This is a genomic window from Falsiroseomonas sp. (genome assembly GCF_030695085.1).
Taxonomy (GTDB): domain Bacteria; phylum Pseudomonadota; class Alphaproteobacteria; order Acetobacterales; family Acetobacteraceae; genus Falsiroseomonas.
The window spans coordinates 1-12,380 of sequence record NZ_JAUYTS010000023.1; the positions used below are offsets into that span (position 1 = coordinate 1).

General features: G+C 72.0%; 13 protein-coding genes and 1 tRNA gene. 10 read left to right on the forward strand and 4 right to left on the reverse strand.

Translation table 11 applies throughout. The annotated features are described in order from the left end of the window. From Q8S40_RS02195 to Q8S40_RS02205, 3 genes are all read left to right on the forward strand, one after another. A partial coding sequence (locus Q8S40_RS02195; protein ID WP_305669124.1) for a uroporphyrinogen-III synthase occupies positions 1-618 on the forward strand: 618 nt, incomplete at its 5' end. 61 nt (positions 619-679) lie between these two features. Further along, entirely contained in the window at positions 680-1,879 is a 1,200-nt protein-coding gene (locus Q8S40_RS02200) for a hypothetical protein (RefSeq protein WP_305669125.1), read from the forward strand. Between the two features lie 10 nt (positions 1,880-1,889). Then, positions 1,890-3,161, forward strand: a complete 1,272-nt coding sequence (locus Q8S40_RS02205; protein WP_305669126.1) for a heme biosynthesis HemY N-terminal domain-containing protein — start codon at positions 1,890-1,892, stop codon at positions 3,159-3,161. A gap of 128 nt (positions 3,162-3,289) precedes the next feature. Here Q8S40_RS02205 and Q8S40_RS02210 read toward each other — a convergent pair whose 3' ends face one another. From Q8S40_RS02210 to Q8S40_RS02220, 3 genes are read right to left on the reverse strand one after another with little or no spacing between them, the layout of a single operon-like run. Next, positions 3,290-3,973 (reverse strand): ABC transporter ATP-binding protein, encoded by a 684-nt coding sequence (locus Q8S40_RS02210; RefSeq protein ID WP_305669127.1) that lies wholly within the window; start codon positions 3,971-3,973, stop codon positions 3,290-3,292. Beyond that, positions 3,973-5,217, reverse strand: a complete 1,245-nt coding sequence (locus Q8S40_RS02215) for an ABC transporter permease (RefSeq protein ID WP_305669128.1) — start codon at positions 5,215-5,217, stop codon at positions 3,973-3,975. The genes Q8S40_RS02210 and Q8S40_RS02215 overlap by 1 nt, the downstream gene beginning before the upstream one ends. Continuing rightward, positions 5,214-6,284, reverse strand: coding sequence for an efflux RND transporter periplasmic adaptor subunit (locus Q8S40_RS02220; RefSeq protein WP_304814823.1), 1,071 nt, complete (start codon positions 6,282-6,284; stop codon positions 5,214-5,216). Before Q8S40_RS02220 ends, Q8S40_RS02215 begins: the two co-directional genes overlap by 4 nt. 101 nt (positions 6,285-6,385) lie before the next feature. Here Q8S40_RS02220 and Q8S40_RS02225 point away from each other — a divergent pair. From Q8S40_RS02225 to soxA, 7 genes are all read left to right on the forward strand, one after another. After that, positions 6,386-6,460, forward strand: a tRNA-Thr gene (locus Q8S40_RS02225). A gap of 441 nt (positions 6,461-6,901) precedes the next feature. Beyond that, complete coding sequence (locus Q8S40_RS02230; protein ID WP_305669129.1) at positions 6,902-7,363, forward strand: (2Fe-2S)-binding protein; 462 nt, start codon at positions 6,902-6,904, stop codon at positions 7,361-7,363. A gap of 14 nt (positions 7,364-7,377) precedes the next feature. After that, a complete protein-coding gene (locus tag Q8S40_RS02235) occupies positions 7,378-9,588 on the forward strand; it encodes a molybdopterin cofactor-binding domain-containing protein (RefSeq protein ID WP_305669130.1) in 2,211 nt (736 codons plus the stop codon). After that, a complete protein-coding gene (gene soxX, locus Q8S40_RS02240; RefSeq protein ID WP_305669131.1) occupies positions 9,585-10,082 on the forward strand; it encodes a sulfur oxidation c-type cytochrome SoxX in 498 nt (165 codons plus the stop codon). The genes Q8S40_RS02235 and soxX overlap by 4 nt, the downstream gene beginning before the upstream one ends. Then, positions 10,079-10,528 carry a thiosulfate oxidation carrier protein SoxY gene (locus tag Q8S40_RS02245; protein WP_305669132.1) on the forward strand — a complete coding sequence of 150 codons (450 nt, stop codon included), beginning with the start codon at positions 10,079-10,081 and terminating at the stop codon, positions 10,526-10,528. The genes soxX and Q8S40_RS02245 overlap by 4 nt, the downstream gene beginning before the upstream one ends. 4 nt (positions 10,529-10,532) lie before the next feature. Continuing rightward, positions 10,533-10,859: a thiosulfate oxidation carrier complex protein SoxZ gene (locus tag Q8S40_RS02250; protein ID WP_304814815.1), complete on the forward strand. Its 327-nt coding sequence runs from the start codon at positions 10,533-10,535 to the stop codon at positions 10,857-10,859. Beyond that, on the forward strand, positions 10,856-11,602 hold the full coding sequence (gene soxA, locus Q8S40_RS02255; RefSeq protein WP_305669133.1) for a sulfur oxidation c-type cytochrome SoxA: 747 nt from the start codon (positions 10,856-10,858) through the stop codon (positions 11,600-11,602). The genes Q8S40_RS02250 and soxA overlap by 4 nt, the downstream gene beginning before the upstream one ends. Positions 11,603-11,605: 3 nt before the next feature. Here the strand turns inward: soxA and Q8S40_RS02260 are convergent. Further along, positions 11,606-12,380 (reverse strand): NAD(P)/FAD-dependent oxidoreductase (locus Q8S40_RS02260; RefSeq protein ID WP_305669134.1); only part of this gene is annotated, 775 nt, incomplete at its 5' end.

The window sequence follows — 12,380 nt, forward strand, 5'->3', positions numbered from 1 at the left end:
CCCTACACCCTGCCGCCCTGCCAAGCCGTGCGGCTGACCCGCCGCGCCGCCGCCCGCGCCCGGCCCGCACCCGCCCGCCTCCCCTTGCTGGCGGTGGGGGAGGGCCGGGCCGAGGCGGCGCGCGCCGCCGGCTGGGCGCAGGCGGAGGCGGCCGGGGGCACCGCGGTGGACCTCGCCCGGCTGGCCTCGGCCCGACTCGACCCGCAGGCGGGGCCGCTGCTGCTGGCGGTGGGGCAGGGCTATGCGCTGGATCTGGCGGCCGATCTGCGCCGCCGCGGCTTCCGGGTGCTGCGCCGCATCGCCTATGCCGCACGGCCCGCCACCACGCTGCCCGGCGCGGTGCGGGATGCGCTGGCATCGGGCGAGGTGCCGCCCGTCATTCTGTTCCACTCGCCTCGGTCGGCGCGCTGTGCCATCACTTTGTTTCGGGAGGCCGGGCACGCGGAGACGATTGCGCAGATGGCGGCGTTGGTGATCAGCCCCCGGGTTGCGGAAGCAGCCCGCACGGCGATCGCCCCGTTGCGGTGGCGCGACCTTCGGGTTGCGGCACGGCCCTCCGAGGATGCATTGCTGGCGCTGCTCGGCCCCGTTTCGCGGGGCGGGGCAGCCCGACCCTAGTTTGCGAGACGTCCAGCGGCTTTGCCGGACCTGAACATGCTCTAGCTGCGCCAGGAGACCCATGAGCCAGACCCCGCCCCCCTCCTTCGCCGAGCGCTTCCGCCGCTTCCGCCTGGACCCGGCCGCCCTGCCCATCCTGGTTGCGGCCGTGGTGCTTGTGGGTGCCGTCGCCTGGTTGCTGGCCCGGCCGCTGCCGCAGGAGGCCGGCCGCGCGCCGGACCCGGCGCTGACGGGCCAGGTCGCGGCGCTGGAGTCGCGGCTGGCCGCGCTGGAGGGCCGCGGCGGCCCCGACTTCGCCCCGCTGGAGGCGCGCATCGCCGCCGCCGAGCAGGCAGCGCGGGAGGCCGCGTCGCGGCCGGCGCTGGATACCAGTGAATTCGCGCCGCGGAGCGCGCTGGAAGACCTCGCGCCGCGGAGCGCGCTGGAGGCTCTCGCGCCGCGCAGCGCCCTGGAGAACCTGGCGCCGCGTGCGGCGGTGGAGGCGCTGGGCCAGCGCGTCGATGGCCTGGCACAGCGCGCCGAGGCCGCGATCCAGCAGGAGGAAGCCCGCGCCACCGCCAGTTCCGCCCGGATCGAGGGTGTGGCCCGCGAATTGGCGACCCGCCTCGGCACCGCCGAACAGGCGCAGTCCCAGGCCGGGGAGCGCCTCGGCACGCTCGAATCCCGCCTGACGGAGCGGCTGGCCGCGCTGGAAACCGCATTGTCCGAGCGTCGTGCGGAGATCACCGCGCAGGCGGCCCGCATCCAGGAACTGGAAGGCCAGGCGCAGCGACTTGCCGCGCTGGAAGGCCGCGCCGGCCGGCTCGCCACGCTGGACCAGCTTCGCGCCGCGCTGGAAGCCGGCGCTCCGCTGGGGGGCGCGCTGTCCTCGCTGCGCGAGCCGCCCGCCGCGCTGACCCGCTTCGCCGAGACGGCCCCGCCCACCGAATCCGGCCTGCGCCTGGCCTTCGAGGATGCGGCGCGTGCCGCCCATGCGGCCAGCGACCCGGCGCGCCAGGGCCAGGGCGTGCTGGATTCCGCCGTCTCCCGCCTTTCCGGCCTGGTGACCGTGCGGCGCGGCGAGGAGGTGCTGTGGGGCGATGCCGCCGCGGCCGAGATCGAGAAATCCCGCCGCGCGCTGGAGGCCGGCGATCTGGAAGGCAGCCTGGTGCCGCTGCGCCGTCTCTCGCCGCCGGCCCAGGCCGCGATGCGCCCCTGGGTCGAGCAGGCGGAGGCGCTGATCGCGGCGCGCACCGCGCTTCGCGCCCTGGCCGCGGGCTGAGGACCGGATCATGCGGAGCGCCCTGATCTACCTGGTTCTTCTCGTCGCCGGCATCGCCGGCATCCTGTGGCTGGCCCAGGTCGGCGGCGCGGTGGAAATCCGCGTCGGCGATGCGGAGGTGCTGGTCGGCCTGCCGGTGGCGCTGCTGCTGCTGGCGGTGCTGTTCATGGTCCTGCACCTGCTGCTGGTGGCCATCTCCGCCCTGCGGCGGCTGCCCGGCCGGCTGCGGGACCGCAAGGCCGCCCGTCGCCGTGGCGAGGGCGATGCCGCCGTGACCCGCGCCCTGGTGGCGCTGGCCGCCGGCACCTCCGACGCCGCGCGCATCGAGGTGAAGCGCGCCCGTAAGGGGCTCGGTGATACGCCGCAGACCCTGCTGCTGGCCGCCGAGGCCGAGCGCCTGGCGGGGCGTGAGGAAGCGGCGACCGAGATTTTCCGCCAGCTTGCCGCCACGCCGGATGCCCGCTTCCTCGGCCTGCGCGGCCTGCTGCGCCAAGCCATCCAGAAGGAGGATTGGCCCGCCGCCCAGCGCCTGGCGCGGGAGGCCGAGGCCGCCCAGCCCGGCGCCGCCTGGCTGCGCCAGGAACGCGAGACGCTGGCGCTGCGGATGCGCGATTGGCGCGAGGCGCTGACGCTGGCACCACCCGGCGCCGGCCAGGCCGCGCTGGCCCTGGCCGCGGCGGGGCAGGAGCCGGATGCGACCCGTGCGGCGGAGCTGGAACGGCAGGGCTTCGCCGCCGATCCGGCCTTCGCCCCGGTGGCGCTGGCACACGCCCAGCGGCTGAAGGACAGCGGCAGCCCGCGCCGGGCGCGGGCCGTGCTGGAACAGGCCTGGACGGCGCAGCCGCATCCGGACCTGGCGCGCGACTATCTGGTGGATGATGTGGACGCGCTGGCCCGGATGAAATCCGCCGAGGTACTGGTCAAGGGCAGCCCGCGCCATGCCGAAAGCCGGCTGCTGGTGGGCCGCGCGGCGCTTGAAGCCGGGCTGACCGGCCGGGCGCGGCAGGAACTGGACGCGCTGGTCGCCTCCGGCCAGGCCGATCGCCGCGCCTTCCTGGCGCTGAGCGACCTGGAGGAGGCCGAGCATGGCGAGACGCCGGAAGGCCGCGCCGCCCAGGCACGCTGGCTGCGCCAGGCCGCGACGGCCGCGCCGGAACCGCGCTGGCGCTGCGCCTCCTGCGGCACGGACCACGCGCAATGGGCGCCGGTCTGCCCGAAATGCCAGGCGGTCGGCACCATCAACTGGGCCAGCCCGCAGACGCTGCCGGCGACGGTGGGGTAGGGGGCTGCCCCCACCCGGCCGCTGCGCCACCACCATCCCCCGCTTAGCGGGTGGTCGCGGCATTGCCGCGACGCCGAAGGCTGGTCGGCGCGGGGGGGGGGGGCGGCGGCCTAGCCTAACCCTGGACCCTACCCCTGGGCCGCGTCGCTTTCGATCACGCCATCCACCAGATTGACGCGCCGGCTGGCGCGGGCGGCCAGCGCGGCGTCATGCGTCACCACCACCACCGCGCAACCTTCCTCCCGCGTCAGCCGCGCGAAGATGTCGAAGACGGCGGCGGCGTTCGCGCTGTCCAGGTTCCCGGTCGGTTCATCCGCCAGGATCAGCGCCGGGTCGTTCGCCAAAGCGCGCGCGATGGCGCAGCGCTGGCGCATGCCGCCCGAAAGCTGTTCCGGCAGTTTCTGGGCGGCCGGCGCCAGGCCGAAGGCATCGAGCAGCCCCATCGCCCGGTCCCGCGCCGCGGCACCGCGCAGCAGGCCGCGGCGGCGGATCGGGATCAGCACATTGTCCAGCGCGGTGAATTCCGGCAGCAGGAAGTGGAACTGGAAGACGAAGCCCAGCCGCGCCAGTCGCAGCGCCGCCAGCTCCGCCGCCGGCAGCCGCGCCGTGTCCTTCCCCTCCAGCAGCACATGTCCCTCGCTCGGCCGGTCGAGCAGGCCGAGCAGATACAGCAACGAGGATTTGCCGGAACCCGAAGGGCCGGTGACGGCGATGAATTCGCCCGCTCGCAGGGTCAGGTTGATGTCCCGCACCAGCACCGGGCCTTCCGGCAGGCGGCGGGTGACGCCACGCGCCTCCAGCAGCGGCGGCACTAGGCGGCGCCCCGCACCACCTGCACCGGATCCAGCCGGCTGGCGCGCCGGGCCGGGATGACGGAGGCGAGCGCGGCCGCCACCATGGCAAAGAAGCTGGCCAGCAGATACAGCCGCCAGTCCCGGTCCAGCAGGAACTGGCCCTGGCCGGAGGGGGTGTTGGTGCCGAAACGGATCAGCGCCAGCCCCTCGATCATCAGCGCGCCCAGCACGCAGCCGACCAGCGCGCCGAGCAGCCCGGCGACGATGCCCTGCACCAGGAACAGCAGCTGGATATCCCCTTCCGTGAAGCCGAGCGACTTCAGGATGGCGATGTCGCGCGTCTTCTCGATGACGACCGTGGAGATCACGTTGTAGATGCCGAAGGCGGCGACCAGCAGGATGGCGCCCGTCACCGAGAACATGATGGCGTTCTGGATGACGAAGACGGTCAGGATATTGGCCGATTGTTCTTCCCAGCTTTCGGTGCGGTCGCCGAAGCGCGCCTCGATCTGGCGGGCCATGGGTTCGGCCTGGGTCACATCCGCCAGGCGGATCAGGATCTGGTTCACCACATTCGGGCGGTCCGCCAGCACCTGCGCCACCTTCAGAAGCGCGAAGCCGTGCCCCTGGTCCACCGCCTGGATGCCGGTGCGGAACATGCCCACCACCTTCATCGACAGCACCGTGCCGTTGGGCGCCACGGCCGAGAGCGTGTCCCCCATGCCGATGCCGAGCCGCCAGGCCAGCGCCTCGCCCACGATGATGCCGTTGGCGGAGCGGCGCAGGTCGTCCAGCGTGCCGGCGATCATGTCCGATTCGATGTTGGAGACGCGGCGATGCCGCTCCGGCTCCAGCCCCGTCAGCACGGCGGAAACATCGCGGGAGCCGTAGCGCAGCAGGGATTGCGCCTGCAGCACGGGGGCGGCGGCGACACCTTCCATCGCCTCCAGGATCGCCACTTTCTGCGCGGCATTGCGGATGCCGCGCACCCGGTCCCGCGGCTTCACGCCATGCACCAGCACGGCGCCATCCGGATGGGCGAGTTCCGCCGCCTGCGCCGTGGGGCGGCGGGTTTCGTCCTTGATGGTGATGTGCGGCGAGACGTCGATGATCTGGGTGACGAAATAGGTCTGGAAGCCACGCATGATGGCGGCGGTGGCGATGAAGAAGGCCACGCCCAGCGCGATGCCGGTGACGGAAACCAGGGTCTGCCGCAACCGCCGCGTCAGCATGCCGCGTGCGAGGTCCAGCAGCAGATTCATGGTGCGGGCGTCGCCTCCAGCCGCACCGCGGCGCCGTCCCGCAGCCCGTCCGGCGGGTTCAGTACCACCGCCTCGCCGGCGGCCAGGCCGCGCAGGATCTCGATGCTGCGGGGCGCCTGCACGCCGATCTCCACCTCCCGCCGCTGCGCCACTTCCTTCTCCACCACCCATAGGTGGGCGCGGCGGGTGGTGCCGGGGGGCGCGGCCGGCGGCGCGGTGGGCGAGGCATCGCGCGGCGCGGGCGGCAGCACCACGGCGGTGGGCGGCACCAGCACCGCGTCGGGCGTCTCACGCAGCACGATATTGGCCTCCACCGTCATGCCGATGCGGAGCGGCGTGTCATCCGGCAGCGCCAGCCGCACGCGATAGGCCTTGCGGACGGTATCCCCCTTCGGCGTGATCTGGCCGACCTCGCCGGTCATCGGGCGGCCGGGGAAGGCATCGGCGCGCAGCAGGGCGCGCTGGCCGGGGGTGATGCGGGCAATGTCCTGCTCATCCACCTCGGCCGTGATGCGCAGCGGGCGGGGTTCGCCCACCCAGAACAGGGCGGCGGGCGTGTCCACCACCTCGCCCACCTCGGCGTCGCGGCGCAGGACCAGGCCAGCGGCGGGGGCGCGCACGATGTAGTCATCCAGCCGCTGGTTCGCCGCATCGGCCAGGGCGCGGGCGGTCTGGGCGTCCCGCTCCGCGCGTTCCAGCGTGGTGCGGGCGGTGATGTCGCGCGCCACCAGGGTGCGGGTGCGGGACAGATCCTCCACCGCGAAGCGGGCGCGGGCCTCGGCTTCGGTCGCGGCGGAGCGCGCCTGGCGGTCATCGAGCCGCGCGAGCGGCTGGCCTTCGGTGACACGCTCGCCTTCCTCCACCAGCACCTCGGTCAGGCGGCCGCGGATGGCGGGGCCGATGCGGGCCCATTGCTCCGGCTCCACCGTGCCGGTGGCATAGACCGCCTCCAGCGCGGTGCCCTGGGTGGCGAGTGCGATGCCGACGCGCGGCGGCAGCCCGAACCGGACCCAGGCCGCGATACCGCCAATGAGGAGGATGACGAGGAGGAGGAGGAGACGACGCATCTGGCGCGAGGCTAGCAGAGTCGTGGCGCGCGGTCATGGGAGGGTTCGGAGCCGGGTTGTCGCCAGGCGCGCGCGGCGCTATAGGGCCGCGCTGTGGGTGCGCCGACATAGCTCAGCGGTAGAGCAACTGATTCGTAATCAGTAGGTCCCCGGTTCAATCCCGGGTGTCGGCACCATAGCTTTCAGTGACATAGCGCGTATTGTACCCCAGCTGTGGCCGGCCATGGTGCCTTTATGGTGCCTCGCCTGCCGTTCTGGTGGTTGGCGTCCCGGTCCGGACGAGCACGGCTTCGCCCGCATCACCCATCCCCGGACCAACAGTCTTTGCTGGCTTTCCCCATGGCGCGCGCCACCACCGGGAACGCGGGGAACAGCCGGTCGTCGGACAGCGACAATACGCCATGCGGATGATCGCGGTCCGCCCAACCGGACGAGCCACGCAGCACCACTGGGCTCGCCGGCGGTTGCGCGTGGGGAGGCGGCCTGCCGGCAGCACGGTGGCGTGATCCCGGCGCCGGCCTCGCGCAGTCTGGAAGTGACAAGGCCGCGGGCCTGCGGGTAACTTCGCTTGAAGGTTCCGCAGCGGACTCGCGCGTGAAGGGCAGGAGATCGTCGGTATGGCCAAACTCAACGTCAACGGGGCGGTGGTGGAACTCGATGTCGCCACGGAAACGCCCCTGCTCTGGGCGCTGCGGGACCAAGCGGGTCTCACCGGCACGAAATATGGCTGCGGCATCGCGGCCTGCGGCGCCTGCACCGTCCACATCGATGGCCAGGCCATCCGCTCCTGCATCACACCGGTCTCGGCGCTCGATGAATCCCAGAAGATCGTGACGATCGAGGGGTTGTCGCCGGACGGCAACCACCCCGTCCAGGTGGCATGGCGCGAGCTGGACGTGCCGCAATGCGGCTTCTGCCAGTCCGGCATGATCATGGCCGCCGCCGCCTTGCTGGCGCAGACGCCGCGTCCGACCGATGAGGACATCAACGTGGCCATGAGCAACATCTGCCGCTGCGGCACCTACAACCGGGTGCGCGCCGGCATCCACAAGGCCGCCGCTGGCGGCATCACCGGCTGAAGGAGGCGCGCATCATGGCCCCGCTCGACAACGTCGCGCCGTCCCGCCGCCTTTTGCTGAAGGGGGCGGCCGCAGGCGCCGTCCTGTTCGGCTTCCACCTGCCGCCCAGGCAGGCGCTCGGCCAGGCTGCGCCCTCGGCACAGGTGCCGGCAAGCCCCGCGGCACAAGTGCCGGAAATCAACGCCTGGGTGGTGATCCACCCGGATGACCGCGTGGTGCTGCGCATGGCGCGGTCCGAGATGGGCCAGGGCACGCGCACCGGCCTCGCGCAGATGATCGCCGAGGAACTGCACTGCGACTGGTCGAAGATCAGCACCGAATATGTCACGCCCGGCCAGAGCCTGGCGCGCAACCGCGCCTGGGGCGCCTTCCTCACCGCCGGCAGCCAGGGCATCCGCAACAGCCAGGATTACGTCCGCAAGGGCGGCGCCGCGGCGCGTATCATGCTGGTGGAGGCAGCGGCGGCCCGCTGGGGTGTTCCGGCGGCGGAATGCAGCGCCAAGGACAGCGTGATCACGCACGGCCCCACGGGGCGCACGCTGCGCTACGGTGAAGTGGCGGCCGATGCCGCGAAGCTGACACCGCCGGCCGAGGTTCCGCTGAAGGACCCGAGCGACTGGACCGTCATCAACACCTCCAAGCCGCGCCTCGATACGGCGGCGAAGACGACGGGCAGCCTGATCTACGGCTCCGATCTGAAGATGCCGGGGATGCTGGTGGCCGTGCCGCGGCGCTGCCCGGTGTTCGGCGGCACGGTGCGCTCCGTCGACCGCGCAAGTGCCGCCTCCATGCCTGGCGTCCGGCACGTGCTGCAGGTGGGCGATGGTGCGGTGGCCGTGGTGGCCGACACCTTCTGGCAGGCCAAGACGGCGCTCGATGCGCTGAAGGTGGAGTGGGAGGTGGGCGAGAACGGCAAGGTCTCCTCCGCCACCATCGATGCGACGCTGACCGAGGGGCTGGACGCGGCGGAAGCCTTCATCGGCAACCAGAACGGCGACGCGCGCGCCGCCATCGGCGCCGCGCCGCGCAAGCTGGAGGCGGTGTATTCCTACCCCTTCCTCAACCACGCGCCGATGGAGCCGATGAACGCCACGGTGGTGTGGACGGCGGAGCGCTGCGATGTCTGGTGCCCGACCCAGAACGGCGAGGCGGCGCTGGCCGCCACCGCCCAGGCGGCCGGCCTGCCGCAGCAGCAATGCGACATCCATCGCGTCGACCTCGGCGGCGGCTTTGGCCGGCGCACCACGCATGACTGGCTGATCGACGCGGTGCTGATCGCCAAGCAGATCCCGGGCGTACCCATCAAGACGATGTGGACGCGCGAGGAGGACATGGTGCAGGGGCGCTACCACCCCGTCACCAAGGCGAAGATGACCGCCGGCCTGGATGCGAATGGCGAGATCACCGGGCTGCACATGCGCATCTCCGGCCAGTCGATCCTGTCCTTCGTGTTCCCGAACGCGCTGCAGGCCGGCCGCGATCCCGTGGTGTTCCAGGGGCTCAATGCGGGCGGGGCCGAGGGGCAGATCGGCTATAGCTTCCCGAACCTGTTGATCGACCATGCGATGCGGAACACGCATGTGCCGCCGCATTTCTGGCGCGGCGTGAACCACAACCAGAACGCCATCTACCTGGAATGCTTCCTGGATGAGGTGGCGCATGCCACGGGGCAGGACCCGCTGGCGTTGCGCCGCAAGCTGATGGCGAACCACCCGAAGCACCTCGGCGTGCTGAATGCGGTGGCGGAGCGCATCGGCTGGGGCGGGCCGCTGCCGGAAGGCGTGCAGGGCCGCGGCATCGCGCAGCAGATGGGCTTCGGCAGCTATGTCGCCGCCGCAGCCGATGTCTCGGTGAGCGACCAGGGCGTGCTGCGGATCCACCGCATCGTGGCGGCCACGGATTGCGGCTATGCCGTCAACCCGCAGCAGATCGAGATGCAGGTGGAAGGCTCCTTCGTCTATGGCCTTTCGGCGCTGCTCTATGGCGAATGCACGGTGAAGGACGGGGCGATCGAGCAGACCAACTTCGACACCTACAACATGCTGCGCATGGACGAGATGCCGAAGGTGGAAACCATCGTCATGCCCTCCGGCGGGTTCTGGGGCGGCGTGGGCGAGCCGACCATCATGGTGGCGGCGCCGGCGGTGCTGAACGCCATCTTCGCCGCCACCGGCAAGCGCATCCGCACCGTGCCGCTGAAGGACCAGGATCTGCGCCGCGCGTGACGGCGCGCCCCGACCCCTCCCCCACAGGCGGGGGAGGGGCTGGCTGGGCCTGCCGGCTGGGGCTCGGGCTCATGCTGCTGCTGCCCGGCGGCCCTGGCGTGGCGCAGGTGGCGCCCCACAGCGTTACCGGTGATGCGATCGAGGCGCCGCTGAATGGCCTTGCCGGCGATGCCGCGCGCGGTGCCGCGGTGACACGGAACCGGGAGACGGCGAATTGCCTGATTTGCCATTCCATCCCCGACACGCGGGAGCAGTTCATGGGTGATATCGGCCCGCCGCTCGCGGGGGTTGGATCTCGGCTGAGCCAGGGCCAGATCCGGCTGCGGCTGGTGGACCCGACGCGGCTGAACCCAGGGGCGGTGATGCCGCCCTATCACCGCATCGCCGGCCTGACGCGGGTGGATGAACGCTATCGTGGCCAGCCCGTGCTGACCGCCCAGGAGATCGAGGATGTGGTCGCCTTCCTCGCCACGCTGAAGGACAGAGAGGAATGAGCCTGCACCGCCGCACCCTGCTTGCCCTGCCCCTCGCCGCCGCCGCGGCGGGCGGGGCGGCGGCGCAATCCGTCACCGGCGAGAGCTTCGCAGCCGCGGAACGCGCCATCCTCGCGGGCCGGACACCGGTGGCGGAAGGCGTCACCATCGCCATGCCGCCGCTGTCGGAGAACGGCAACGCCGTGGATCTCTCGGTGAAGGTCGAGAGCCCGATGACGGCGGAGGACCATGTCTCGGCCATCCACATCCTGTCGGAGCTGAACCCTTTCCCGCGCGTCGCGCACTTCGCCCTCTCGCCCCGCGCGGGAAGGGCGGAGGTCACGACGCGGATCAGGCTCGCCACGACGCAGAGCATCGTGGTGCTGGCGGAAACCAGCACCGGCCGGGTGCATCGCGGCACGCGGGAGGTCATCGTCATCCTCGGCGCCTGCGTGGACGGGGGCTGAGCCGATGGCGGAAAACATCCTCGCCCGCATCACCCTGCCGGAGCAGGCGCGGAAGGGCGAGGTCGTGACGGTGCGCGTCATCGTCCGCCATCCGATGGAACGCGCGGTGGATGCTCCCGGCCTGCGGCCGGTGCCGCGGAAAATCCTGCACACGCTGCGCGTCACCTATGCCGGCGCCGAGGTGTTCCGGATGGAGATGTCGCCCGGCATCGCCGCCAACCCCTATGTCGAGTTCACCACCGTCGCGGTGGAAAGCGGCGCCATGGTTTTCGAATGGCAGGAGGATGGCGGCACGGTCTATCGGCGCGAGGCGCGGCTGGAGGTGGAGTGAAGCGCGCGGCGTCGCTCGCGCTGCTCGCCGGGCTCGGCCTCGCGGCCCTCGCCGTGGCGGCGGAGGTGCGGCCCCCGCAGGATTACCTCTCGCCCGCCTTGCGGGCGCAGCAGGACGACCCTTCGCGCCATCCCGGCTGGCTCTGGGTGGATGAGGGCGAGGCGCTGTGGCGGCGGGGCGATCCAAGCTGCCAGTCCTGCCACGGCGATATCGCCGGCATGGCGGGGGTGGCCGCGCGCTACCCTGCCGTGGCGCAGGATGGCGCGCTGCTGAACCTGGAAGGCCGGATCGAGCGCTGTCGCACGCGCCACCAGGGCCAGCCCGAATTCGGCTATGAGAGCGAGGCGCTGCTGTCGCTCACCACCGCCGTCGCGTCGCGCTCGCGCGGCCTGCCCATGTCGGTGGCGGTGGGCGGGCCGGCGGCGGCGTTCCTCGAGCAGGGTCGGACGCTTCATGAGACGCGGCAGGGCCAGCTCAACCTGGCCTGTGGGCAGTGCCATGATGACAATGCCGGGCGCAGGCTGCGCGGTGACGTGATCTCGAACGGGCTCGGCACCGGGTTTCCCGCCTATCGGCTGGAATGGAACGAGGTCGGCTCCCTGCACCGCCGGCTGCGCGCCTGCCAGCTTGGCGTCCGCGCCACGCAGTTCGAACTGGGCGCGCCGGAATACACGGCGCTGGAACTGTTCCTGGCCCACCGCGCCCGCGGCCTGCCGGTGGAGGCGCCGGGCCTGCGGCGTTGAGATTCAAGAAAACATGTCCGCCGTGATGCTCTCATACCAGCCATCGGCGTAGAGCGCCTCCAGCCGGCGCTGTTCCGGCAGGTCGCCGCGGGGCGAGGTGCCGCCGGAATCGGGAACCTCCTCCACCGCGCTGCCATCCGCATTCGGGCGGAAGATGTTGACCACGGAAATCCCGTAGCCCTCGCCCGCATGAGAGTAGCAGGTGTTGAAGTACACCGGCCGCGGCGCCAGCGGCTCCGCCTCGGGCGCCGGCGCACCGCGCAGCGCGGCCAGGGCGCTGGCCACCGCCTGCTTCGCGGTGCTGTTGGCGAGGAAGCCGGATTTCGGCATCGCCCCCGCCTGGGTGGCATCGCCGATCACATGGATGCCCGGCGCCGCCTTCGCCTCGAAGCTGCGGTAGTCCACCGGCACCCAGCCGGTGGCATCGGCGAGACCCGCCTCGATGGCGATGGCGGCGGCCGATTGCGGCGGAATCACATTGGCCACGTCGGCGCGGTGCCGCGTGCCCAGCTCCGTCTCCAGCACGCCGGTGCGCGGTTCCACGCGAGTCACGCGGCCATCCACATTGGCCGGCACCCATTCGACCATGTCGCCGTACAGCGTGCGCCAAGCGTCCTGGAACAGCGGCTGCTTGCTGAACCGTTCCTTCGCATCCAGCGCCAGGATCTTCGCCCGCGGCTTATGGCGCTTGAGGTAGTGCGCGATCATGCTGATGCGCTCATAGGGCCCGGGCGGACAGCGGTATGGGTTGGGCGGGATGGCCAGCGCCACCACGCCG

Bases quoted from the DNA above. Each gene is read 5' to 3' on its own strand.
- Q8S40_RS02200 (WP_305669125.1), top strand. From the start codon at position 680: ATGAGCCAGACCCCGCCCCCCTCCTTCGCCGAGCGCTTCCGCCGCTTC.
- Q8S40_RS02205 (WP_305669126.1), top strand. From the start codon at position 1,890: ATGCGGAGCGCCCTGATCTACCTGGTTCTTCTCGTCGCCGGCATCGCC.
- Q8S40_RS02215 (WP_305669128.1), bottom strand. From the start codon at position 5,217: ATGAATCTGCTGCTGGACCTCGCACGCGGCATGCTGACGCGGCGGTTG.
- Q8S40_RS02220 (WP_304814823.1), bottom strand. From the start codon at position 6,284: ATGCGTCGTCTCCTCCTCCTCCTCGTCATCCTCCTCATTGGCGGTATC.
- Q8S40_RS02230 (WP_305669129.1), top strand. From the start codon at position 6,902: ATGGCCAAACTCAACGTCAACGGGGCGGTGGTGGAACTCGATGTCGCC.
- Q8S40_RS02235 (WP_305669130.1), top strand. From the start codon at position 7,378: ATGGCCCCGCTCGACAACGTCGCGCCGTCCCGCCGCCTTTTGCTGAAG.
- Q8S40_RS02245 (WP_305669132.1), top strand. From the start codon at position 10,079: ATGAGCCTGCACCGCCGCACCCTGCTTGCCCTGCCCCTCGCCGCCGCC.
- Q8S40_RS02250 (WP_304814815.1), top strand. From the start codon at position 10,533: ATGGCGGAAAACATCCTCGCCCGCATCACCCTGCCGGAGCAGGCGCGG.